The organism is Streptomyces sp. NPDC034086 (assembly GCF_055575515.1).
Window position 1 is genome coordinate 1 of the sequence record NZ_JBVISM010000004.1, and the last position, 22501, is coordinate 22501.

The 22501-nt window shown below is 73.4% G+C and carries 19 protein-coding genes and 1 pseudogene; 14 read left to right on the forward strand and 6 right to left on the reverse strand.

Going from position 1 to position 22501, the window contains the following annotated elements:
• Positions 1–544 precede the first annotated feature (544 nt).
• The 11 genes from ACZ514_RS12855 (at position 545) to ACZ514_RS12905 (ending at position 10120) form a co-directional block, all read left to right on the forward strand.
• Entirely contained in the window at positions 545–628 is an 84-nt protein-coding gene (locus tag ACZ514_RS12855) for a putative leader peptide (protein WP_312847410.1), read from the forward strand.
• A 219-nt stretch (positions 629–847) separates the two neighbouring features.
• Positions 848–2554: a nitrite/sulfite reductase gene (locus ACZ514_RS12860; protein ID WP_468165033.1), complete on the forward strand. Its 1707-nt coding sequence runs from the start codon at positions 848–850 to the stop codon at positions 2552–2554.
• On the forward strand, positions 2551–2730 hold the full coding sequence (locus tag ACZ514_RS12865; protein WP_360896096.1) for a hypothetical protein: 180 nt from the start codon (positions 2551–2553) through the stop codon (positions 2728–2730). Before ACZ514_RS12860 ends, ACZ514_RS12865 begins: the two co-directional genes overlap by 4 nt.
• Positions 2727–3425, forward strand: a complete 699-nt coding sequence (locus tag ACZ514_RS12870; protein WP_469124702.1) for a phosphoadenylyl-sulfate reductase — start codon at positions 2727–2729, stop codon at positions 3423–3425. Before ACZ514_RS12865 ends, ACZ514_RS12870 begins: the two co-directional genes overlap by 4 nt.
• The gene (gene cysC / locus ACZ514_RS12875) at positions 3425–4006 is read left to right on the forward strand and encodes an adenylyl-sulfate kinase (RefSeq protein WP_468165037.1); all 582 of its coding nucleotides are present in this window, start codon (positions 3425–3427) and stop codon (positions 4004–4006) included. Before ACZ514_RS12870 ends, cysC begins: the two co-directional genes overlap by 1 nt.
• Positions 4003–4944, forward strand: a complete 942-nt coding sequence (gene cysD, locus ACZ514_RS12880; protein WP_468697371.1) for a sulfate adenylyltransferase subunit CysD — start codon at positions 4003–4005, stop codon at positions 4942–4944. Before cysC ends, cysD begins: the two co-directional genes overlap by 4 nt.
• A 2-nt stretch (positions 4945–4946) precedes the next feature.
• A complete protein-coding gene (locus ACZ514_RS12885) occupies positions 4947–6275 on the forward strand; it encodes a sulfate adenylyltransferase subunit 1 (RefSeq protein ID WP_468165041.1) in 1329 nt (442 codons plus the stop codon).
• 227 nt (positions 6276–6502) lie between these two features.
• Positions 6503–7630 carry an aliphatic sulfonate ABC transporter substrate-binding protein gene (locus ACZ514_RS12890; protein WP_468697368.1) on the forward strand — a complete coding sequence of 376 codons (1128 nt, stop codon included), beginning with the start codon at positions 6503–6505 and terminating at the stop codon, positions 7628–7630.
• 34 nt (positions 7631–7664) lie between these two features.
• Positions 7665–8456, forward strand: a complete 792-nt coding sequence (locus ACZ514_RS12895; protein ID WP_469124703.1) for an ABC transporter ATP-binding protein — start codon at positions 7665–7667, stop codon at positions 8454–8456.
• Positions 8443–9348: an ABC transporter permease gene (locus ACZ514_RS12900; RefSeq protein WP_468165047.1), complete on the forward strand. Its 906-nt coding sequence runs from the start codon at positions 8443–8445 to the stop codon at positions 9346–9348. Before ACZ514_RS12895 ends, ACZ514_RS12900 begins: the two co-directional genes overlap by 14 nt.
• A gap of 10 nt (positions 9349–9358) precedes the next feature.
• Complete coding sequence (locus ACZ514_RS12905) at positions 9359–10120, forward strand: sirohydrochlorin chelatase (protein ID WP_469124704.1); 762 nt, start codon at positions 9359–9361, stop codon at positions 10118–10120.
• A gap of 45 nt (positions 10121–10165) precedes the next feature.
• On the opposite strand, the gene ACZ514_RS12910 is transcribed toward ACZ514_RS12905, so the two are convergent.
• The 3 genes and pseudogenes from ACZ514_RS12910 to mgt form a co-directional block, all read right to left on the reverse strand.
• Positions 10166–11167, reverse strand: coding sequence for a ketopantoate reductase family protein (locus ACZ514_RS12910; protein ID WP_469124705.1), 1002 nt, complete (start codon positions 11165–11167; stop codon positions 10166–10168).
• A gap of 90 nt (positions 11168–11257) precedes the next feature.
• Entirely contained in the window at positions 11258–11821 is a 564-nt protein-coding gene (locus ACZ514_RS12915) for a DUF1697 domain-containing protein (protein WP_469124706.1), read from the reverse strand.
• Positions 11818–13079, reverse strand: a pseudogene (gene mgt, locus ACZ514_RS12920) (macrolide-inactivating glycosyltransferase). The gene ACZ514_RS12915 and the pseudogene mgt overlap by 4 nt, the downstream one beginning before the upstream one ends.
• A 145-nt stretch (positions 13080–13224) precedes the next feature.
• Between mgt and ACZ514_RS12925 the strand changes: the two are divergent.
• Positions 13225–14088 carry an aminoglycoside phosphotransferase family protein gene (locus tag ACZ514_RS12925; RefSeq protein ID WP_468165055.1) on the forward strand — a complete coding sequence of 288 codons (864 nt, stop codon included), beginning with the start codon at positions 13225–13227 and terminating at the stop codon, positions 14086–14088.
• Positions 14089–14254: 166 nt separating this feature from the next.
• On the opposite strand, the gene ACZ514_RS12930 is transcribed toward ACZ514_RS12925, so the two are convergent.
• Together ACZ514_RS12930 and ACZ514_RS12935 are read right to left on the reverse strand one after the other, a co-directional pair.
• Positions 14255–14980: an exonuclease domain-containing protein gene (locus tag ACZ514_RS12930; protein WP_468165057.1), complete on the reverse strand. Its 726-nt coding sequence runs from the start codon at positions 14978–14980 to the stop codon at positions 14255–14257.
• A 172-nt stretch (positions 14981–15152) separates the two neighbouring features.
• Complete coding sequence (locus ACZ514_RS12935; protein WP_468165059.1) at positions 15153–16427, reverse strand: SAV2148 family HEPN domain-containing protein; 1275 nt, start codon at positions 16425–16427, stop codon at positions 15153–15155.
• 296 nt (positions 16428–16723) lie between these two features.
• Here ACZ514_RS12935 and glgX point away from each other — a divergent pair, with 296 nt between their 5' ends.
• Positions 16724–18838, forward strand: a complete 2115-nt coding sequence (gene glgX, locus ACZ514_RS12940) for a glycogen debranching protein GlgX (RefSeq protein ID WP_468165061.1) — start codon at positions 16724–16726, stop codon at positions 18836–18838.
• On the opposite strand, the gene ACZ514_RS12945 is transcribed toward glgX, so the two are convergent.
• Entirely contained in the window at positions 18823–20091 is a 1269-nt protein-coding gene (locus tag ACZ514_RS12945; RefSeq protein WP_469124707.1) for an MFS transporter, read from the reverse strand. The two genes, glgX and ACZ514_RS12945, sit on opposite strands and share 16 nt — an antisense overlap.
• A gap of 94 nt (positions 20092–20185) precedes the next feature.
• Between ACZ514_RS12945 and treY the strand changes: the two genes are divergently transcribed.
• Positions 20186–22483 carry a malto-oligosyltrehalose synthase gene (gene treY, locus ACZ514_RS12950; RefSeq protein ID WP_469124708.1) on the forward strand — a complete coding sequence of 766 codons (2298 nt, stop codon included), beginning with the start codon at positions 20186–20188 and terminating at the stop codon, positions 22481–22483.
• Positions 22484–22501: the final 18 nt, after the last annotated feature.

Genomic DNA, 22501 nt, shown 5'->3' on the forward strand with positions numbered 1-22501 from the left:
GGGGCGGGGTCGGTGCCGGGGTGGGGTGTCGTCCGGGGCGGGCTTCGATGTTCGGCGCCCGTTCCGGATCTGCGTCGTACGGGGTGGCTCGCGCCGAATTCATCTCGTTTTAGCCCCGGACGACACCCCACCCCGTCCCCGCCCCCTCACGCAGCCACCTCCAGCCCCCGCCGGCAGCTCCAACCCCGCCGCCAACTCCAGCCCTCCGGCGCTTGAGGCGCGGGGGGCCAACTCCAGCCTCGCCGGCGATTGAGGCGCGGGGGGCCAACTCCAGCCCCGCCGGCGTTTGAGGCGCGGGGGTCTGGGGGCTGGCCCCCAGGACACGGTCCGCAGACGCACAGGCTGCGCCACCACACCCAGCCCCGCCGGCGTTTGAGGCGCGGCCCGGGAGAGGGCCGCACCCCACAGAACCCCCGCCCGGCAGCGCAGCCCTGAGCGCGGCTGCGCAGTGACGCCCGTCACGTCGTCCCAGGATGCGGGACCAGTTCGTCCGGATCGTGGACAGTAGTGGACTCCTCCAATCGCCACATGCCACGCTTCGGCCATGAATGGAGCTGGAATCGCCTTGGTGAGTCGGCGGCACGTCGACCTCGGCCGCATGTCCAGCGCCATCTGTCCGGCGCGCTGACGGAACCAGCGACCGCCGCACATCGCCGCAGTCCCCGCCGCCGCGGACGCGTCGATCACCCGCAAGCCCCCTGAGGCCGAACACCGCCCCCTGCCCGCCGGCAACCCCGGCACGCGGGCGGATGCCGGCCGCACCTGCTCAGAGACTCCAGCGTGACAGGGGCGCGCCGCCGCTCCCCCCTGCCTCCACCTCGAGCCGTTGAAGAAGGACGTACCCGCCATGGCCGCCACCCCTGATACGCCCGCAGCCGCCCCCGCAGCCGCAGCGCGCCGCAAGACCGGCCGTCACCGCGGCGAGGGCCAGTGGGCCGTCGGACACCACACGCCCCTCAACGGCAACGAGCAGTTCAAGAAGGACGACGACGGTCTCAACGTGCGGACACGCATTGAGACGATCTACTCCAAGACGGGCTTCGACTCGATCGACCCCAACGACCTGCGCGGACGCATGCGCTGGTGGGGCCTGTACACCCAGCGCAAGCCCGGGATCGACGGCGGCAAGACCGCGGTCCTGGAGCCGGAGGAGCTGGACGACAAGTACTTCATGCTGCGCGTCCGCATCGACGGCGGCCGGCTGACCACCGAGCAGCTCCGCGTCATCGGTGAGATCTCCGAGGAGTTCGCGCGCGGCACCGCGGACCTCACCGACCGCCAGAACGTGCAGTACCACTGGATCCGGATCGAGGACGTCCCGGAGATCTGGCGCCGCCTGGAGGCCGTCGGCCTCTCGACCACCGAGGCCTGCGGTGACACGCCCCGCGTCATCCTCGGTTCGCCCGTCGCCGGCATCGCCCGGGACGAGATCATCGACGGCACCCCCGCCATCGAGGAGATCCACCGCCGCATCGTCGGCAACCCGGCCTTCTCCAACCTGCCCCGCAAGTTCAAGTCCGCGGTCTCCGGCTCGCCGCTGCTCGACGTGGCGCACGAGATCAACGACATCGCCTTCGTCGGCGTGAACCACCCCGAGCACGGTCCCGGCTTCGACGTCTGGGTCGGCGGCGGTCTGTCCACCAACCCCAAGCTGGGCGTCCGGCTGGGCACCTGGGTCTCCCTCGACGAGGTCCCGGACGTCTACGAGGGCGTCATCTCGATCTTCCGGGACTACGGCTACCGCCGCCTGCGCACCCGCGCCCGTCTGAAGTTCCTCGTCGCCGACTGGGGCCCGGCCAAGTTCCGCCAGGTCCTGGAGGACGAGTACCTGAAGCGGAAGCTGACCGACGGCCCCGCGCCCGAGCAGCCCTCCGGCCAGTGGCGTGACCACGTCGGCGTCCACCAGCAGCAGGACGGCAGGTTCTACGTCGGCTTCGCGCCCCGCGTCGGCCGCGTCGACGGTGCCACCCTGACCAAGATCGCGGACATCGCCGAGCAGCACGGTTCCGGCCGGCTGCGCACCACCGCCGAGCAGAAGATGATCGTCCTCGACATCGAGGCCGACCAGGTCGACTCGGTGGTCGCGGCCCTGGAGTCGCTGGACCTGCGGGTCAAGCCGTCGCCCTTCCGCCGCGGCACCATGGCCTGCACCGGCATCGAGTTCTGCAAGCTGGCCATCGTCGAGACGAAGGCCCGCGGCGCCTCGCTGATCGACGAGCTGGAGCGCCGCCTGCCGGACTTCGCCGAGCCGATCACCATCAACATCAACGGCTGCCCGAACGCCTGCGCCCGTATCCAGGTGGCGGACATCGGTCTCAAGGGACAGCTGGTCCTGGACGACGACGGCAACCAGGTGGAGGGCTACCAGGTGCACCTGGGCGGCGCGCTGGGCCTCGAGGCCGGCTTCGGCCGCAAGGTCCGCGGCCTCAAGGTCACCTCGGCCGGTCTGCCCGACTACGTCGAGCGGGTCGTCAAGCGCTTCGCGGAGGAGCGCGAGGACGGCGAGCGCTTCGCCGCCTGGGTCGGCCGCGCCAGCGACGCGAGCCTCTCATGAGCGAGCGCGCCGCACCGTTCTACTGCCCGTACTGCGGCGACGAGGACCTGTTTCCCCACGAGACGGGTCACGGCGCCTGGGAATGCAGGGCCTGCAACCGGGCCTTCCAGCTGAAGTACCTCGGGCTGCTGGCCCGGGGCGTTCGGTCCGACACCGCTGGAGGGGACGAGATATGACCACCACTCAGGAAACCGGTCTCAAGGAGCTCGCCGAGCGGGCGGGCCGGGACCTGGAGGAGGCTTCCGCCACGGAGATCCTGCGGTGGGCCGTGGAGACGTTCGGGAACAGGTTCTGCGTGACGTCCTCGATGGAGGACGCGGTCGTGGCGCATCTGGCGTCGCGGGTGCGGCCGGGTGTGGACGTGGTGTTCCTGGACACGGGCTACCACTTCGAGGAGACCATCGGGACGCGGGACGCGGTGGCGGCGGTGATGGACGTCAACGTCATCACGCTGACCCCGCGCCAGTCGGTGGCGCAGCAGGACGCCGAGTACGGGCCGAGGCTGCACGACCGTGACCCCGACCTGTGCTGTGCGCTGCGCAAGGTCAGGCCGCTGGAGGAGGGTCTGACCGGGTACGACGCGTGGGCCACGGGTCTGCGCCGGGACGAGTCCCCGACCCGGGCGAACACGCCGGTGGTCGGCTGGGACGAGAAGCGGCGGAAGGTCAAGGTGTCGCCGATCGCCCGCTGGACGCAGGCGGACGTGGAGGCGTACGTGGCCGAGCACGGGGTGCTGACCAATCCGCTGCTGATGGACGGTTACGCCTCGGTGGGCTGCGCTCCCTGCACGCGTCGTGTGGCGGAGGGCGAGGACGCGCGGGCCGGCCGGTGGGCGGGTCTGGGCAAGACCGAGTGCGGGTTGCACGGCTGATGGCGACGAGTGAAGAAGTGACGGAGACGGAGCGGATGAGCGTGAGCGACCAGGGCGCCACGGTGTGGCTGACCGGGCTGCCGAGCGCGGGCAAGACCACGATCGCCTACGCGCTGGCCGAGCGGCTGCGCGCCGAGGGCCACCGGGTGGAGGTGCTCGACGGGGACGAGATCCGCGAGTTCCTCTCGGCGGGGCTGGGTTTCGGCCGGGAGGACCGGCACACCAACGTGCAGCGGATCGGGTTCGTCGCCGAGCTCCTGGCGAGCAACGGCGTCAAGGCGCTGGTGCCGGTGATCGCGCCGTTCGCGGACAGCCGTGACGCCGTCCGCGAGCGGCACGCGGCCGCCGGGACCACGTACCTGGAGGTGCACGTGGCCACCCCGGTCGAGGTGTGCTCCGAACGTGACGTGAAGGGCCTGTACGCCAAGCAGGCGGCGGGCGAGATCACCGGTCTGACCGGGGTCGACGACCCGTACGAGGCACCGCAGAAGCCGGACCTGCGGATCGAGTCGCACACGCAGACCGTGCAGGAGTCGGCCTCGGCCCTGCACGCACTGCTCACCGAGAGGGGTCTGGCATGACCACCGCCGCGCACCTGCACACCGATTCCGGTTCCGACGCGCCCTACGCGCTGTCGCACCTCGACGCCCTCGAGTCCGAGGCGGTGCACATCTTCCGTGAGGTGGCGGGGGAGTTCGAGAAGCCGGTGGTGCTGTTCTCCGGCGGCAAGGACTCCATCGTCATGCTGCACTTGGCGCTGAAGGCGTTCGCGCCCGCCGCGGTGCCGTTCGCGCTGCTGCACGTGGACACCGGGCACAACTTCCCCGAGGTCCTCGCCTACCGCGACCGCGCCGTCGCCCGGCACGGCCTGCGCCTGCACGTGGCCTCCGTCCAGGAGTACATCGACGCCGGCAAGCTCCGCGAGCGCCCCGACGGCGTCCGCAACCCGCTCCAGACCGTCCCGCTCACCGAGGCGATCCAGCGGCTGAAGTTCGACGCCGTCTTCGGCGGCGGCCGCCGCGACGAGGAGAAGGCCCGCGCCAAGGAACGCGTCTTCTCCCTGCGCGACGAGTTCTCCCAGTGGGACCCCCGCCGCCAGCGCCCCGAACTGTGGCAGCTCTACAACGGCCGCCACGCCCCCGGCGAACACGTCCGCGTCTTCCCCCTGTCCAACTGGACCGAGCTGGACGTGTGGCAGTACATCGCCCGCGAGGGCATCGAACTGCCCGAGATCTACTTCGCCCACGAGCGGGACGTCTTCCAGCGCAACGGCATGTGGCTCACCGCCGGCGAATGGGGCGGCCCAAAGGACACCGAGCCCGTGGAGAAGCGCCTCGTGCGCTACCGCACCGTCGGCGACATGTCCTGCACCGGCGCCGTCGACTCCGACGCGACCACGCTCGACGCCGTGATCGCCGAGATCGCCGTGTCCCGGCTCACCGAACGGGGAGCGACCCGCGCCGACGACAAGCTGTCCGAGGCCGCGATGGAAGACCGCAAGCGCGAAGGGTACTTCTAACCATGACGACCACCACCGAGCAGCTCAGCGCCACGACGCTGCTGCGCTTCGCCACCGCGGGTTCCGTCGACGACGGCAAGTCCACCCTGGTGGGCCGCCTGCTGCACGACTCCAAGTCGGTCCTGGAGGACCAGCTGGAGGCCGTGGAGCGGGTCTCCGCCGACCGGGGCCAGGACGCGCCCGACCTGGCGCTGCTCACCGACGGCCTGCGGGCCGAGCGGGAGCAGGGCATCACCATCGACGTGGCCTACCGCTACTTCGCCACCGCGCGGCGCCGGTTCATCCTGGCCGACACCCCCGGGCACGTGCAGTACACCCGGAACATGGTCACCGGCGCCTCCACCGCCGACCTGGCCGTGGTCCTCGTCGACGCCCGCAACGGCGTCATCGAGCAGACCCGCCGCCACGCCGCCGTCGCCGCCCTCCTGCGCGTCCCCCACGTCGTCCTCGCCGTCAACAAGATGGACCTCGTCGGCTACCGGGAGACGGTCTTCGCGGAGATCGCCGAGGAGTTCACCGCGTACGCCTCGGAGCTGGGCGTCCCGGAGATCACCGCCATCCCGATCTCGGCGCTGGCCGGCGACAACGTGGTGGAGCCCTCGGCGAACATGGACTGGTACGGCGGCCCGACGGTGCTGGAGCACCTGGAGACCGTCCCCGTCAGCCACGACCTCACGGCCTGCCCGGCGCGTTTCCCCGTGCAGTACGTGATCCGGCCGCAGACCGCCGAGCACCCCGACTACCGCGGCTACGCGGGCCAGATCGCCTCCGGCGTCCTGCGCGTCGGCGAGGCCGTCACCGTCCTGCCCTCCGGCCGCACCTCGGTCATCGAAGGCATCGACGCCCTCGGCGGGTCCGTGGACATCGCCTGGTCGCCGCAGTCGGTGACGCTGCGCCTCAAGGACGACATCGACATCTCGCGCGGTGACCTGATCGCGCCGTCCGCGAGCGCCCCCGCCACCACGCAGGACGTGGTCGCGACGGTCTGCCACGTGGCCGACCAGCCGCTGGCCGTGGGCGCGCGGGTGCTGCTCAAGCACACCACGCGCACGGTCAAGGCGATCGTCAAGGAGATCCCCTCGCGGCTGACCCTCGACGACCTGTCGCAGCACCCGGACCCCGGGCAGCTCGTGGCCAACGACATCGGCCGGGTCGTCGTCCGTACCGCCGAGCCGCTCGCGCTCGACGCGTACGCCGACTCGCGCCGCACCGGGTCCTTCCTGCTGATCGACCCGGCCGACGGAACGACCCTGGCGGCGGGCATGGCGGGCGAGGCCTTCGCCGCCAAGGCCGAGACCGTGCAGGCGGACGAAGAAGGGTGGGACTTCTAGATCATGTTCGGCGACATCTACTCCACCTTCGCGAAGGAGGGCGGCCGCGTGGGCAGCGGCGCCCTCGGCAGCGGCCAGGGAGGAGTGGCGCGATGTGTGCGATGACCGCACCGCCGTCGGCGTCCCGCCGTCGCGCCCTCGCTCCGCACGACCCCTGCCTGCCCTTCCACCCCAGACGAAGACATGCGCCGTAGTCCACAGACGGCGCGTCGAGAGGACGTCCTCCCGTGCCTGCCACCGGTTCCACCCGTAAGACCCTGCGCCGCGGCGTCGTCGCCGCAGCGGCCCTGCCCCTCCTGATCGGCGCGCTCGCCTCCTGCGGCTACGGCTCGCAGGCCGAGAAGACGGACGCGAAGGCGTCCGGCGCCGCCGACGGCGGCGGCCCGAAGCTCTCCGCCTCCGAGGTCCGCATCGGGTACTTCCCGAACCTGACCCATGCGACCGCCCTGGTCGGCCTCCAGGAAGGCCTGATCGAGAAGGAACTGAACGGCACCAAGGTCAAGCCGCAGTCCTTCAACGCCGGTCCGTCCGAGATCGAAGCCCTCAACGGCGGCTCTCTCGACATCGGTTTCATCGGTCCCTCGCCGGCCATCAACGGCTACGTGAAGTCCAAGGGGCAGAACCTGCGGATCGTCTCCGGCTCCGCCTCGGGCGGCGTGAAGCTGGTCGTGAACCCGGACAGGATCAAGTCCCTGGACGACCTCAAGGGCAAGAGGATCGCCACCCCGCAGAAGGGGAACACGCAGGACGTCGCGTTCCTCAACTGGATCGCCGAGAAGGGCTGGTCGGTCGACCCCGAGTCCGGCAAGGGCGACGTCTCCGTCGTCCGCACGGACAACAAGGTCACCCCGGACGCCTTCAAGCAGGGCTCCATCGACGGCGCCTGGGTGCCGGAGCCGACGGCTTCCAAGCTCGTCTCCGACGGGGGTTCCGTCCTCCTGGAGGAGACCTCCCTGTGGCCCGACAAGAAGTTCGTGATCACGAACGTGATCGTGTCGCAGAAGTTCCTCAAGGAGCACCCGGACGTGGTCGAGGCCGTGCTCAGGGGCACGGTGAAGACCAACGAGTGGATCAACGCCAACCCGGACAGGGCGAAGGCGTCCGCCAACGCCCGGCTGAAGGCGGACAGCGGCAAGGAGCTCGAGGCGAAGGTCCTCGACCCGGCGTGGCAGAGCATCCTCGTCACCGACGACCCGCTGGCGAACACGCTGAAGACGGAGTCGGACTGGGCGGTCAAGGCCAAGCTCCTCGAGAAGCCCGACCTGGCCGGCATCTACGACCTGACGCTCCTGAACAAGGTCCTGAAGGCCGCCGGCAAGCCCGCGGTCGCCGACGCCGGTCTCGGCGCCAAGTAAATCCGTAGTCCAGCAACCCCAGGAGGTGACGACCATGGCCACCACTCTCGCCAAGGCTGCCGAGGGCGCGGTAGCGGAGCAGACGCACGCCACCCGCATCGAGCACGTCTCGAAGTCCTTCCCCGGCCCGGCCGGATCGCAGCTCGTCCTGGACGACATCAGTCTCGATGTCGCTCCTGGCGAGTTCGTCACCCTCCTGGGGGCCTCGGGGTGCGGAAAGTCCACCCTGCTGAACCTGGTCGCGGGTCTGGACGAGCCGTCCGCGGGGTCCATCGAGACCCTCGGGCGTCCGGCCCTGATGTTCCAGGAGCACGCCCTCTTCCCCTGGCTCACCGCCGGCAAGAACATCGAACTGGCCCTGCGGCTGCGGGGGGTGGCGAAGACCGACCGCAAGCCCGAGGCCGAGCGGCTGCTGGAGCTGGTCCGTCTCGGCGGCGCGTACGGCAAGCGCGTCCACGAGCTGTCGGGCGGCATGCGCCAGCGCGTCGCCCTCGCCCGCGCCCTCGCCCAGGACAGCCGGCTGCTGCTGATGGACGAGCCGTTCGCGGCCCTCGACGCCATCACCCGCGACGTCCTGCACGGCGAACTCACCCGCATCTGGGAGGAGACCGGCCTGTCGGTCCTCTTCGTGACCCACAACGTCCGCGAGGCCGTCCGCCTCGCCCAGCGCGTCGTCCTCCTCTCCTCCCGCCCCGGCCGGGTCGCCAAGGAGTGGACCGTCGACATCCCGCAGCCGCGCCGCATCGAGGACGCGGACGTCGCGGAACTGTCCCTCGAGATCACCGAACACCTGCGTGGGGAGATCCGCCGCCATGGCCAGCACTGACACCACCCCGAAGGCCGGGGCCGTCCGGGGCACCCGCGACGACCTGGCCGGCCTGGAGGCCGGACTCGACGCCCTCGACGCGGTCCAGACCCACCGCACCCCGGTGCGCGAGGTCCTCACCAAGAAGGTCCTGCCGCCGGTCGTCGCCGTCGCCCTGGTGCTGCTGGTCTGGCAGGTCCTCGTCGCGGCGAAGGTCACCGAGGAGACCAAACTCCCCGCCCTGTCCGCTGTCTGGGACAGCCTGTCCGACATGTGGCTCAAGGGGACCCTCCTCGAGGTCGTCTGGACCTCCGTCTCCCGCGGCCTGCTCGGCTTCCTCCTCGCGCTGGCCATCGGCACCCCGCTCGGCCTGCTGGTCGCCCGGGTGCGGTTCGTCCGCGCCGCGATCGGCCCGATCCTCCAGGGCCTGCAGTCCCTGCCGTCGGTGGCGTGGGTGCCGCCCGCGGTGCTCTGGTTCGGGCTCAACGACGCCATGATGTACACGGTGATCCTGCTCGGCGCGGTCCCGTCGATCGCCAACGGCCTGGTCTCCGGCATCGACCAGGTCCCGCCCCTGTTCCTGCGGGCCGGCCGCACCCTGGGCGCCACCGGCCTGCGCGGCGCCTGGCACGTGGTCATGCCCGCGGCGCTGCCGGGCTACGTCGCCGGTCTCAAGCAGGGCTGGGCCTTCTCGTGGCGCTCCCTGATGGCCGCCGAGATCATCGCCAGCTCCCCCGACCTGGGTCTGGGCCTGGGCCAGCTCCTGGAGAACGGCCGCAACAACATCGACCTGCCGGGCGTGTTCCTCGCGATCATCCTGATCCTGGTCGTCGGCATCGCCATCGACCTGCTGATCTTCAGCCCGGTCGAGCGGTGGGTGCTGCGCAGCCGCGGCCTGCTGGTCAAGAGCTGAGACCGGTCCCATGTCCCGCGCACTTCTCGTGATAGCCCACGGCAGCCGCGATCCGCGGCACGCGGCGACCGTGCGCGCCCTCGTCGGGCGGGCCCGGTCGCTGCGGCCGGGGCTCCGGGTGGAGACGGCCTTCCTCGACTTCAACGGGCCGACCGTCTCCCGCTCCCTGGCCTCCCTGTACCTGGCGGGGGTGCGGGAGGTCGTGGCCCTGCCCCTGCTGCTGACCCGCGCCTTCCACGCGAAGGCCGACGTCCCGGCGGTCCTGGCGGAGGCCGCCACGCGCCTGCCCGGCCTCTCGGTCCGGGTCGCGGACGTCCTGGGCCCGCACCCCCTCCTGGTGGCCTCCCTGGAGCGCCGCCTCGCCGAGGCCGGCCTCGGCCTCACCCCGGCGGACCGCGCGACGACCGGCGTCGTCCTCGCGTCCGCCGGATCCACCGACCCGGAGGCGATCGCAGTGATCGCTGAAATCGCGCGGGAGTGGCGGCACACCGGTTGGTGCGCCGTGCGGCCTGCGTTCGCCTCCGCCGCCCTTCCCCGCACGGAGGACGCCGTACGCGCCCTGCGCGCGGAGGGCGTCCGCCGCGTGGCGGTCGCCCCGTACGTCATCGCCCCGGGTTTCCTCCCGGACCGCATCACGGCGGGCGCCGGGGCGGCGGGCGCGGACGTGGTCGCCGGCGTCCTGGGCGCCACCCCGGAACTGGCCCGCCTCCTGCTGCACCGCTACGACACGGCGGCCGGCCGCCAGGCGCCCGCCGCGGCCCTCACGGCCTGAACGGCGTCCGCCCGGGTCCGCGTACGAGGACCCGGGGCGGGCCGGTCAGCCGCGGGCGGCGGCCTCGTCGGCCAGGGCGGTCAGGTCGGTGATGGACATCGCGCCCGGCGGGAGTCCCTGGCGGGCGAAGATGTTCGCCGCCTGGCGCAGGACGTCGTTGACCGGGGTGGGTACCCCGTGGAGGCGGCCCAGCAGGGAGATCTCGCCGTTGAGGTAGTCGGCCTCGACCGAGCCGGTGCCCCGGGCCAGGCTCTGCCAGGAGGAGCCGCCGCGCACGCCCGCCGGCTGCTCGGCCTTTCCGTCGCGGGCGGCCGACTGTTCGGCCTCGGTGGCGTAGCCGATGCCCGCCGCGTCGAAGGCGGCCTTGCCCTCGCGGATCGCCCGCAGCAGCAGGGCCGCCTTGGCGGGGTCCGGCTCGGGGCCGGTGGTCGCCTGGATCGCGTTGCCCAGGTTCCCGAGGAGCTTCGCGTACTTCCACCGCATCACGTCCTCGACGACCGGCGCCTCGAAGCCCGCCCCGGCGAGGTCGGCGGCGACGGCCCTGATCCGCGCGTCCGATCCGCCGGCCGCCCTCCCGAGGTGCAGGATGCCGGTGGCGGGGGCGCACAGGGCCGAGACGGTTCCGGGCTCCAGGAAGGTGGCGGGCAGCCAGACGCAGACCCCGTAGACCCGGGAGAACCGGCGCAGCGCGAGCCGTTCGCTCTCGACGCCGTTCTGCGCGCACAGCAGCGGGAGCCGCTGCGCCGCCGTGCCGCCGCCGGCGACCTCCGCGTCGCCCCACGCGTCGAGGGCGGCGATGGCGTCCTGGGTCTTCACCGTCAGCAGCAGTGCGTCGTCCGGGCGCAGTCCGCCCAGTTCCGCCGGGCCGGTGACCACGGGCAGCCGGTGGAGGCGGGTGCCGTCGGCGGTGGTGAGCCGCAGTCCGTCCTTCTTCAGTGCCTCGGCGTGCGCGCCGCGGGCGACGAGGACGACCTCCCGGCCCGATTCCGCGAGGCGCCCGCCGAGGGTCGCGCCGACCGCGCCGGCGCCGATGATGATGTAACGCATGCCCAGAGCCTGGCACACCGGTCGGGTACCGCCGCCGTCGGGCCGTGACGGGCCCTTCCCGCGGCCGTCGTGCCCGCCGGGCGCGGGACTTCAGAGGCGGGTCAGCTCCATGAGCTTGACGACGGTGTTCCAGTTCCGGCTGGTGACGTCCAGGCCCTTGACGACGGCGGGCCGGTTGAGGGCCTCGGCCAGTTTCGAGCGGCCGAGGCCCTCGGGCGCGTAGAGGTAGAGGACGCGGTCCCCCAGGCGGTACTCCTCGGGGAGGTACGCGGCGGCGTCGAGCGCGGCGAAGCGCTCCGGGCCGGGCTGTTCGGAGAAGAAGGTGACGTGGAGCTGTCTGCCCTCCAGTTCGGCGGCCGGGAAGGGGCAGGCCTCGGCGACGGCCGCCAGGTGGTCGCCGTCGACGACCAGGCAGGCCACCCGGAACCCGAAGTGGGTCTCGATGGCCGCTTCCAGGTCCCGGGCGAGGGCGTCGGGGTCGGTCCCCGTGCTGCTGAAGACGGCGTTTCCGCTCTGCAGGTACGTGCTCACGTCGCCGTGGCCGAGGCCCTCCAGTACCGCGCGCAGTTCGGCCATCGGGACCTTCTTGTGCCCGCCGACGTTGATGCCGCGCAGCAGGGCGGCGTACTTCTTCGCACTCGCGTTCTTCGTCATGGCCGAACCCTAGGGGGTGCCTGTGACAGCGCGGCCTCGATGAGGTCGGCGGCCTGCCGGGTGCCGCCCTCGGAGGCCATGCCGGCGCGGACGGCCTCCGCCCGGACGGCGGTTCCGGGGTCGGCGAGCAGGCCGAGGACGGCCTCGCGCAGGGTGGTGGCGTTCGCCTCCTCCATCGGGAGGTGGCGGGCCACGCCGAGGGCGGCCAGCATGTCGGCGTTGCCGAACTGGTCGACGGCCTGGGGCACGGCCACCATCGGGGTCGCGGTGGCGAGGCCCTCCTGGCTGCCGCCGGCACCGGCGTGGGTGATGAAGGCGTCGGCCTGGCGCAGGACGTCCAGCTGCGGGACCCAGTGGTGGACCTCGACGTTGGCGGGGATGTCCCCCAGGTCGGCCTCGTCGGTGAACTTTCCGATCTGGAGGACGACGTGCCAGTCGGGGAGGTCCCCGAAGGCCTCGGCGCAGGCGCGGTAGAAGGCGGGCTGCTTCGTGAAGGTGGAGCCGAGGGAGACCAGGAGGACCTTCTTCCCCTCGGCGTGGGCGGGCCGTTCCCAGGTGCCCTGGGTGGCGCTGCGGTCGCCCTGGCAGGCGCCGACGAAGGTGTGGACGGCGGGGTCGACCCGGTCGGCGTGCGGCTGCAGGGCGCGGGGGATCAGGACGATGCTGCGGGACGGGCGGCCGACGAAGTGGTCCGGGTCGGCGTCGATGCCGTTCCCGTCGAGCCAGGCCCGGAAGCGGGCGTAGTACGCCCGGCCGCGCTCGGAGGCGCGCAGTTCGGCGGTCATGGGGGCGGCGACCTCCTCCTCGTAACCGGTCCAGGCGACCAGGTTCGGGGAGAGGGAGATCGCGGGGACGCCCCAGCGGCGGGCGAGGACGGGCGCCGGGTAGGCGGTGATGTCGTGGAGGACGAGGTCGGGTTCGTCGCCTTCGAAGGCGTCCGCGAGCTGCGGGAGCGCCTGGACGGCGTCGTTCAGGAAGGGCTCGACGTGGTCGACGAGTTCGGTGCCCCAGGCCTCGGGGTCGTCATCGGTGGGCAGGGTGGACTTCCAGATCACCGGGGTGGCGCCGGTCTCCGCGACCCTGTCGGCGAAGGGGGCGGGGATGGCGTAGCTGACGCGGTGTCCCCTGGCGACGAGTTCCCGGATGACTTCGATGCCGGGGTTCACGTGCCCGGCGGCGGCGATGGAGAACATGGCGATGTGGGCGGGCTTGCCTGAGGTCATGCCGCGAGCTTAACGAGACGAGACGTCTCGTTCAACCGGAGGGGGGCCGCCGGGACATCCCCGTCCGGAAATCGACCTGATGGCTCGTTCCTCCTCCCGCCGGGGGCTCCCGGGCCCGGAATGCGAGACTGGGGCGATCCACGGTGATCACGACGACCCGGCGAAGGACGAGACGAACGCATGGACGAGGCGCGGGCCAGGCACGTACTGGCGGAGGCGGGACTGGCGGGCGCGGGAACGGACCGCCCGGAGCTGCTCGCCTTCGGCGAGAACGCCGTCTTCGCGGTCGGCGGCCTCGTCGTCAAGGTGGGCCGCGAGGCGGGACTGCTGGAGCGGGCCGGGCGGGAACTGGCGGTCGCGGACTGGCTCGCCGACGCCGGGATCCCGGCGGTCCGGGCCGCGGAACCGAAGCCCCGGCTGGTGGACGGGCACCCGCTGACCCTGTGGCACCGGCTGCCGGAACCGGTCCGCCCGGCGGGCCCCGAGGACCTCGCGGCACTGCTGCGGCCGCTGCACGCGCTGCCCGCGCCCCCCTTCGCCCTGCCCGCGCGGGACCTGCTGGGCGGGGTCGAGCGGTGGCTCCGGCTGGCCGGCGCGGCCGTCGACCCCGAGGACGCGGCGTACCTGCGCGCCCGGCGCGACGCCTACGCGGGCGAGGTCGCCGCACTCGCCCCGCACCTGCCGCCCGGCCCCGTCCACGGCGACGCCCTGCCCCGCAACGTCCACGTGGGCCCGGACGGGCCGGTCCTGGTGGACCTGGAGACGGTCTCGGCGGACCTGCGGGAACACGACCTGGTGGTGATGGCCCTGTCCCGGGACCGCTACGGGCTGCCCGCCGCCGCCTACGAGGCCTTCACGGCCGCGTACGGGTGGGACGTACGGGAGTGGGAGGGCTGCACCGTCCTGCGCGGCGCCCGCGAGACGGCGAGCTGCGCCTGGGTCGCCCAGCACGCGCCGTCCAACCCCAGGGCCCTGACCGAGTTCCGCCGCCGCGTGGCCTCCCTGCGCGACGGCGACACGGAAGCCCGCTGGCACGCCTTCTGACGCCGTGACGGCGCCGGCCCGCCCCCGGGCGTGCTTCGACGCGCACCTCCCCATAAGCCGGCCGGTCCGCGTCCGCGCCGTCCCGCGGGCCGTCGCGGGCGGTGCGGTGCCGCACGGCCGGCCCGCTCCCGGGCCGAAACCGTCCAGGCGGTCCGCCCGGTGGGGCTCAGGCCGTGGCCGGGACCGGCCCGCGCAGCGGCCACGCCGTGTCGATCACCGCGTCCGGGCTGCCCTGGCGGCGCAGGTACGACTGGAAGTCGCGGGCCCAGCGGGCGTGCCAGCCGCCCTGCCGGTCGTGCAGCTCGGCCGGGCTGAGCGCGGCCACCTGCGGATGCCGGGCGGCTATCGCGCGGGCCACCTGTACCGCCGCCAGGGCGTCGGCCCCCGCGTCGTGCGCGGCGTCGAGGGTGACCCCGTACACCCCGCACACCGCCTCCAGCGTCCGCTTGCCGCGCCGGAAGCGGTCCACGGCCCGGTCTATCGTCAGCGGGTCCACCACCGGGCCGGTCTCGGCGCCGCCCAGCCGGTCGGCGAGCGAGGGCAGCCCGTGCCGGGCCAGCTCCGCCGAGAGCAGGGTCAGGTCGAAGGCCGCGTTGTACGCGACGACCACGGCTCCGCCGCGCCAGTGCTCCACCAGGGCCGCCGCCACCTCCTCGGCGACCTCCCGCACCGGGCGGCCCTCCGCGACGGCCCGCTCCGTGCTGATCCCGTGGATGGCCGCGGCCTGCTCGGGGATCGGTATCCCCGGATCCGCGAGCCAGCCGCGCCTGGCGTGCACCTCACCGCCCCGCACCTCGACCACCGCGGCCGTCACGATCCGGGACTCGCCCGGCTCCGTACCGGTCGTCTCCAGGTCGAACCCGACCAGCGCTCCCCCGTGCCACGCCTCCATGACGCGCCCCTCCCCCGTGTTTCAGGTCAACGCGTTTCAGCCTGCCACGCGGCACTGACACCGGGCCGGGCCACCCCCGCGCGACCGTCCCGTACCCGGCCCGGTACGGCCGGATGCGGGAGACCGACGGGAACCCGACGGAAGCGGGGCGGGCGGGCCGGGGGCCGCCCGGTCACGACACCGGCCGCGAGTCCTCCCACACCGACTCGAACTCCTCCCGGTACGTCTGGAACAGCCCGTGGTCGGCGTCCTTCGGCACCCCCCTGCCGCCCCCGCGCAGCACCAGCACCGGCGCCTCCATGCCCCGGGCCCGGCGCAGGTACGACTGGACCACCGCGATCCCCGAGGACTGGCCCTCCACCAGGTACGCCGTGAAACGAGGGGTCTCGTCGAAGACGTGGATGTCGAAGCGCGACGGGTCCTTCAGACCGGCCCGCACCCTGCGCACGTGCAGGATGTTCATCTCCACCGACCGGCTCAGCTCGCCCTTGCGCAGCCCCAGCTCGCGCTCGCGCCGCTTGACGGCGCTGCTCGCCGGGTTCAGGAACAGCAGCCGCACCCGGCAGCCGGCCTCCGAGAGCCGCACCAGCCTGCGGCCCGAGAAGTTCTGCACCAGCAGGTTGAGGCCTATGCCGATGGCGTCGAGCCGGCGCGCGCCCCCGAAGAGGTCCTCCGCCGGGAGCTGCCGCTGGAGCCGCACCCGGTCGGGGTGGACCGAGATGACGTCCGCGTACCGGTCCCCGACCAGGTCCTCGACGGCGTCGATCGGCAGCCGGTCCGCCGAGGGGCTGCCCGAGCCGGCGCCCAGCACCTCCAGCAGCCGCGCCGAGGCGCGTTCCGCCTGCTCCAGCACCGCCCGCGACAGCGCCCGGTTGCGGGAGACCACGTTGCGGGTGACCTCCAGCTCGTCGAGGGCCAGCTCGATCTCGCGCCGGTCGTCGAAGTAGGGCTCGAAGCAGGGCCAGTGCTGGACCATCAGCTCGCGCAGCTGCGGCAGCGTCAGGAAGCTGAGCACGTTGTCGTCGGCCGGGTCCAGGAGGTAGCCCTTGCGCCTGCTGACCTCGCGCACCGCCACCGCCCGCTGCACCCATTCCTGCCCGGCGGGTCCCGCGGCGGCGACCACCCAGTCGTCCCCGCCGTGCACCGGCTCGTAGACGGGCCGCAGCACGGCGCCGACCACCGAGCGCAGCCGCTGCTCGATGAGGTTCAGCCAGATGTACGCGCGGCCCGCGCGCTGGGCCCGCGTACGGACCTCGCTCCACGCGTCCGCGCCCCAGTCGAGCTCGGCCCCGGCCCGCGCGTCCCCGGCCTCCTGCGGGGCCAGCGACACCGCCGCCCCGGCCGCCGCCGCGCCCGGCACACCGGCGGACGCGCCGCCCGCCGTGTCCGCCGGGCCACCCTCGTGACCGCTGTCACCAGGGGGCAGCTCCAGACCTCCCGAGCTCACCCGTGCACCGCCTTCTGCGTCTGGACGCCCGTCTCCAGTGATCACGGAAGGGTACTCCGCGCACGCGGCCCGACGCAGCCCGAAGCCGTCCCCCATGACCTCAGGTCCCCTGGTCCGGCCGTCCGTTGACCCATTATGTGATGCCCGGACAGTCGGTTGACCCGCCTATCGGGTCTCCGGTTCACCCATCGGCAGCATGCCAAGTCCACGCGTGGGGCACCTCTTTCGGGGAAGATCTGGCAGAGACGTGATGCACGCCGGAGCGAGCCGGACCAGGACGGGAAGAGTCGTTAGCCATGCAAGTCTGGCCGGGACAGGCGTATCCGCTGGGCGCCACGTACGACGGGGCGGGCACCAACTTCGCGGTGTACTCGGAGGTCGCCCGCCGCATCGAGCTGTGCCTGCTGCACGACGACGGCTCGGAGACGGCCGTCGAGCTGCGCGAGACGGACGCCTTCGTCCGCCACGCCTACCTGCCCGGGATCATGCCCGGCCAGCGGTACGGGTTCCGCGTGCACGGGCCGTACGAGCCCGAGCGCGGGAACCGCTGCAACGCGGCGAAGCTGCTGCTGGACCCGTACGCGCGGGCCATCAGCGGGCAGGTGTCCTGGGGCGAGGAGGTCTACGGCTACCACTTCGGCCGGCCCGACTCCCGCAACGACCTGGACTCGGCGCCGCACACGATGAGTTCGGTGGTGGTGAACCCGTACTTCGACTGGGCCAACGACCGGCCGCCGCGCCACGAGTACCACCACACCGTGCTGTACGAGGCCCACGTGAAGGGCCTGACCATGCGCCACCCGGACCTGCCCGAGGAGCTGCGGGGCACCTACGGGGCGCTGGCGCACCCGGCGGTGATCGGGCACCTGGCGAAGCTGGGGGTGACGGCGCTGGAGCTGATGCCCGTACACCAGTTCGTCAACGACCACCGCCTGGTGAACGACGGGCTGAGCAACTACTGGGGCTACAACACCATCGGCTTCTTCGCCCCGCACAACGGCTACGCCTCCGGGGACCGGGGCCAGCAGGTGCTGGAGTTCAAGTCGGCGGTGCGGGCCCTGCACGAGGCGGGGATCGAGGTGATCCTGGACGTGGTCTACAACCACACCGCCGAGGGCAACCACCTGGGGCCGACGCTGTCCTTCCGCGGCCTGGACAACGCCTCGTACTACCGGCTCGCGGACGACCCCCGTCACTACATGGACACCACGGGGACCGGGAACTCGCTGCTCATGCGCTCCCCGCACGTACTCCAGCTGATCATGGACTCGCTGCGGTACTGGGTGACCGAGATGCACGTGGACGGCTTCCGCTTCGACCTCGCGGCCACGCTGGCCCGGCAGTTCCACGAGGTGGACCGGCTGTCCTCGTTCTTCGACCTGGTGCAGCAGGACCCGGTGGTCAGCCAGGTGAAGCTGATCGCGGAGCCCTGGGACCTGGGCGAGGGCGGCTACCAGGTGGGGAACTTCCCGCCGCTGTGGACCGAGTGGAACGGCAAGTACCGCGACACCGTCCGGGACTTGTGGCGCGGGCAGCCGCGGACGCTCGCGGAGTTCGCCGGGCGGCTGACGGGCTCCTCCGACCTCTACCAGGACGACGGGCGCCGGCCGCTCGCCTCCATCAACTTCACCACCTGCCACGACGGGTTCACGCTGCGCGACCTGGTCTCGTACAACGAGAAGCACAACGAGGCGAACCGGGAGGGCAACCGGGACGGCGAGACGCACAACCGGTCCTGGAACTGCGGGGTCGAGGGGCCCACCGAGGACAAGGAGGTGCAGGAGCTGCGCGAGCGGCAGATGCGCAACTTCACCGCCACCCTGATGCTGTCGCAGGGCGTGCCGATGCTCAGCCACGGAGACGAGTTCGGCCGCTCCCAGGAGGGCAACAACAACGCCTACTGCCAGGACAACGAACTGTCCTGGGTGACCTGGCCGGAGCCCGGCAAACCACCGCCCGCGCTGCTGGAGTTCACCCGCCGCATGGTCTGGCTGCGGCGCGACCACCCGGTGTTCCGGCGGCGCCGGTTCTTCCACGGACGGCCGGTGGAGGGCACCCACGACGAACTCTCCGACATCGCCTGGTTCACCCCGCACGGCGAGGAGATGCGGGCGCGGGACTGGCAGGCGCAGCACGCGCGGGCGCTGACCGTGTTCCTCAACGGGGAGGCGATCTCCGAGCCCGGCACGCGCGGGGAGCGGATCACCGACGACTCGTTCCTGCTGATGTTCAACGCGGGCGCCGAACCGCAGGAATTCACCGTTCCGGCCGGGCACGGCGCGCACTGGCGGCTGGTCGTGGACACGGCGCGGGCGGAAGTGCCGCCACCCGGCTCCGGGCCGCAGTACGCGGCCGGGGACCGGGTGCCCCTGACGGGGCGGAGCCTGGTGGTGCTTCAGCGGCCGGCGTAGCCGGCGGCGGTGCCTTCGGGCGAGGGAGCGGGCCGGGCCGCGGCGGAGGCACCCGCCGGGGGCCGGGCGGACGGCACCCGGGTCACGAGGGCGATGACCAGGCACAGCGCGGCCGCGCCCACCGCCACGGCGAAGGCCCCGGCGGGCCCGTACGACTCGGCGAGCCGCCCGGAGACGGCGAGCGCGGCGGCCTGCCCGGCCACCAGGGAACTCGCGGCGAAGGCCATCGACTCGGCGAGCCGGGCCGGCTCCACGACGCGTTCGGTGAGCGCGAACGCGGTGATCAGGTGCGGGGCGTAGGCGGCTCCGAGGACGGTGACGACCGCGTACAGCGGCCAGAGGGTCTCGGTGAACAGCAGCGGCACCGAGAGGACCAGCGCGGCGCCGGTGGCCACCCGCCAGCGCAGCCTCAGCCCGAAGCGGGCGGGCAGCGCGCCGAGCGCGAGACCGACGGCGGCGCTGGCGACGCCCATGGCGGCATACACCAGCCCGGCCTGGCCCGGGACGCCCAGCTTGGCGGTGAGCGAGGCGATGCCCGCCTGGCAGGCGCCGAACATGGCGCCCTGGAGGGCGAGGGAGCCCCGTACGGCGTGCACCACGCGGGGCGGGCGGGCGGGCCGGGCGCCGCCGGTGCGCCGCGGCGCGGGGGCGCCCGCCGTGACGGCGGCGGTCGGGTGCAGGGCGTACGCGGTGCCGAACACGGCCACGAGCGCGGCGGCGCCGCCCAGGGCGACGGCCGGGTGCGCGACGAGCGCGGCGAGGCCCACGAGGGCCGGGCCGAGCACGAAGGAGACCTCGTCGAGGGTGCCCTCCAGCGAATGCACGGCGCCCACCACCTTCTCGTCGGCGCCGGCGCGGTGCGCGAGCGCGACGGAGCGGGTGCGGGCGAGCGGCCCGATCAGCGGTACGGAGGCCCCGGCGACGGCGCCGAGCGCGGCAAGGGGGGCGGTCGCGAGCCCGCCGAGGGCGCCGGCGACGAGCACGGCGGTGGCGAGGGCGTTGACGGCGGCGGCGGTGAGCACGACGGGCCGCTGCCCGTGGCGGTCGGCGAGCCGGCCCAGGACGGGCCCGCAGACCACCTGGCCGGCCGAGAGGGTGCCGCCGACGATTCCGGCGGTGGTCAGCGATCCGCTGGTCCCGGCGACCAGCAGGACGCTCCCGAACTGGGACATGGCGACGGGCAGTCGGGCGAGGAAGGAGACGAGCGGGAGCAGGGGCCCGGTCAGGGCGATGACGTGTCGATAGGTACTCACGGTTCCGGCCACTTGATCGACACTAACGCGCTGGAGTCACCCGGATGCATTGGGTCATGGCACGGAATCGCCCGGGCGGGGTACGTACGTTCTCATGACCCTGGGGTATTCAAGCAGCCGATCGGAATCCGACGCGTCGACACCGGACGTCCCCGCGTCGACCTACCGCCTCCAGCTGAGCCCGCGCTTCACGTTCGCGGCGGCCGAGGCGGCCGTGCCGTACCTCGCCTCGCTCGGCGTGTCGCACCTGCACCTGTCCCCCGTGCTGGAGGCCGTGCCCGGCTCCGAGCACGGGTACGACGTCGTCGACCACGCGCGGGTCCGCGCCGAACTGGGCGGCGAGGCGGGGCTGCGCGCGCTCGCGGCGGCGGCGCGGGCCCACGGGCTGGGGCTGGTCCTGGACATCGTGCCGAACCACATGGCGGTACCGGTGCCGTTGCGGCTCAACCGGCCCCTGTGGGAGGTGCTGCGGGAGGGGCCGGACTCGCCGTACGCCCGGTGGTTCGACATCGACTGGGAGGGCGGCGGGGGGCAGGTGCTGCTGCCGGTGCTGGGCGGCCCGGACGAGGACTGCGAGGTGGCGGCCGGGGAAGGCGGCGAGGAACTGCTCCGGTACGCGGGCGGGCTGGAGCTGCCCCTGCGGGCGGGGACGGCCGCGCTGCCGCTCCGGGAGCTGCTGGACGCGCAGTGGTACCGGGCCGCCTGGTGGCGCGAGGCGCGGACGGCCCTGAACTACCGGCGGTTCTTCACGATCTCCGACCTGATCGGGGTGCGGGTGGAGGACCCGGCCGTGTTCGCGGCCGGTCACGGGAAGATCCTGCAACTGGTGCGGGAGGGTGTGGTGTCCGGCCTGCGGATCGACCACGTGGACGGGCTCGCGGATCCGGAGCAGTACCTGCGGCGGCTGCGGGCCGCGGTCGGGAGCGGGTGCTGGATCGTCGTGGAGAAGATCCTGGCCCGCGGGGAACGGCTGCCCGCGTCCTGGCCGGTGGCCGGGACCACCGGATACGACGCGCTGCACCGGGTGGACGGCGTGTTCACCGACCCGGTGGGGGTGCGCCGGCTGGCGCGCTCGTACGGGGAGGCCGCCGGGGGGCCGGCCTCGTGGGAGGAGACCGCCTCGGAGGCCGCGCGGGAGGTGCTGACGGTCGATCTGGCCGCCGAGCTGGCGACGCTGGAGCGGTGGGCCGGCCCGGAACTGGCCGTCGGCGTGCGGGAGCTGCTGCTCGCCTCGCCGGTGTACCGGACGTACCCGGGCGGACCGGGGCCCTCGGCGGCGACCCTGGCGCGGGCCGCCGCGCGGGCGGGGGCCGCGGTGGTCGAGGGCGTACGGGAGCTGCTGCTGAGGGAGCCCGCCTTCGCGGCGCGCTTCGCGCAGACCTCGGCCGCCCTGCGCGCCAAGTCCCTGGAGGACCGTGCCTTCTACCGGTGGGCCCCGCTGCTGTCGGCCACCGAGGTCGGCGGGGAGCCCGGGGACCCGGCGGTGTCCGTCGCCGGGTTCCACGCGTACTGCGCGGAGCTGGAGCGGGAATGGCCCGCCTCCGGGACGGTGCTGTCCACGCACGACACGAAGCGCAGCGCGGACGTGCGGGCCCGGATCTCGGTGCTGTCGCAGGCCCCGGAGGCCATGGGGGCGCCGGGCGGGGCCGACCCGCAGCTGGCGTGGGTGGCCCGGCAGAGCGCGCTCGGGCTGGGTGAGGCGCCCGAACGGGAGTCCCGGCTGGCGGCCGCCCTGCTGAAGGCCGCGCGGGAGGCGGCGGTGCACACCTCCTGGACCGACCCCGACGAGGCGTACGAGGCGGGCATCGCCGGTCTGGTGCCCCGGGAGGCGGTGGAGCTGCCGCCGGAACTGGCGGAGGCGGCCCGGGCCAACCTGCTGGGGATGACCCTGCTGCACCTGGCGATGCCGGGGGTGCCGGAGGTGTACCAGGGCTGCGAGTACGAGTACCGGGCGCTGGTCGACCCGGACAACCGCCGCCCCGTCGAGTTCCCCCGGAAGGCGCTCGCCGCCCTGGACGCCGGCGCCGCCCCGCCGGACCCGGCCCGGGAGAAGCTCGCGCTGACGGCGGCGCTGCTGCGGCTGCGCCGCGACCGGCCCGGGCTGTTCACCGGCTATGCCCCCCTGCCCGCCCGGGGCCCGGCCGCCGACCACTGCGTGGCCTTCGCCCGTCCGGCCGGGCTGATCGCGGTGGCGACCCGCCTCTCCCACCGCCTCGCGGCCGCGGGCGGCTGGCGCGGCACCACCCTGGAGCTGCCGGAGGGGCGGTGGGCGCGGGTCGGCAGCCGGCCGGGCGGGACGGCCGGCGCCGAGTACGGGGGGCGGGTGGCGCTGGCGGAGCTGCTGGACGGGGTGCCGGTGGCGGTGCTGGTGCGCGAGGAGGCGTACCGGTAGGGGGCGGGGGCCGCCCGC

Coding starts and splice junctions, on each gene's coding strand:
- ACZ514_RS12910 (WP_469124705.1), bottom strand. CDS start 11,167: ATGCGTTACATCATCATCGGCGCCGGCGCGGTCGGCGCGACCCTCGGC.
- ACZ514_RS12905 (WP_469124704.1), top strand. CDS start 9,359: ATGTCCCGCGCACTTCTCGTGATAGCCCACGGCAGCCGCGATCCGCGG.
- ACZ514_RS12860 (WP_468165033.1), top strand. CDS start 848: ATGGCCGCCACCCCTGATACGCCCGCAGCCGCCCCCGCAGCCGCAGCG.
- ACZ514_RS12900 (WP_468165047.1), top strand. CDS start 8,443: ATGGCCAGCACTGACACCACCCCGAAGGCCGGGGCCGTCCGGGGCACC.
- ACZ514_RS12925 (WP_468165055.1), top strand. CDS start 13,225: ATGGACGAGGCGCGGGCCAGGCACGTACTGGCGGAGGCGGGACTGGCG.
- ACZ514_RS12915 (WP_469124706.1), bottom strand. CDS start 11,821: ATGACGAAGAACGCGAGTGCGAAGAAGTACGCCGCCCTGCTGCGCGGC.
- ACZ514_RS12870 (WP_469124702.1), top strand. CDS start 2,727: ATGACCACCACTCAGGAAACCGGTCTCAAGGAGCTCGCCGAGCGGGCG.
- ACZ514_RS12865 (WP_360896096.1), top strand. CDS start 2,551: ATGAGCGAGCGCGCCGCACCGTTCTACTGCCCGTACTGCGGCGACGAG.
- glgX (WP_468165061.1), top strand. CDS start 16,724: ATGCAAGTCTGGCCGGGACAGGCGTATCCGCTGGGCGCCACGTACGAC.
- cysC (WP_468165037.1), top strand. CDS start 3,425: ATGGCGACGAGTGAAGAAGTGACGGAGACGGAGCGGATGAGCGTGAGC.
- ACZ514_RS12855 (WP_312847410.1), top strand. CDS start 545: ATGAATGGAGCTGGAATCGCCTTGGTGAGTCGGCGGCACGTCGACCTC.
- ACZ514_RS12930 (WP_468165057.1), bottom strand. CDS start 14,980: ATGGAGGCGTGGCACGGGGGAGCGCTGGTCGGGTTCGACCTGGAGACG.
- ACZ514_RS12895 (WP_469124703.1), top strand. CDS start 7,665: ATGGCCACCACTCTCGCCAAGGCTGCCGAGGGCGCGGTAGCGGAGCAG.
- ACZ514_RS12885 (WP_468165041.1), top strand. CDS start 4,947: ATGACGACCACCACCGAGCAGCTCAGCGCCACGACGCTGCTGCGCTTC.
- treY (WP_469124708.1), top strand. CDS start 20,186: ATGACCCTGGGGTATTCAAGCAGCCGATCGGAATCCGACGCGTCGACA.
- cysD (WP_468697371.1), top strand. CDS start 4,003: ATGACCACCGCCGCGCACCTGCACACCGATTCCGGTTCCGACGCGCCC.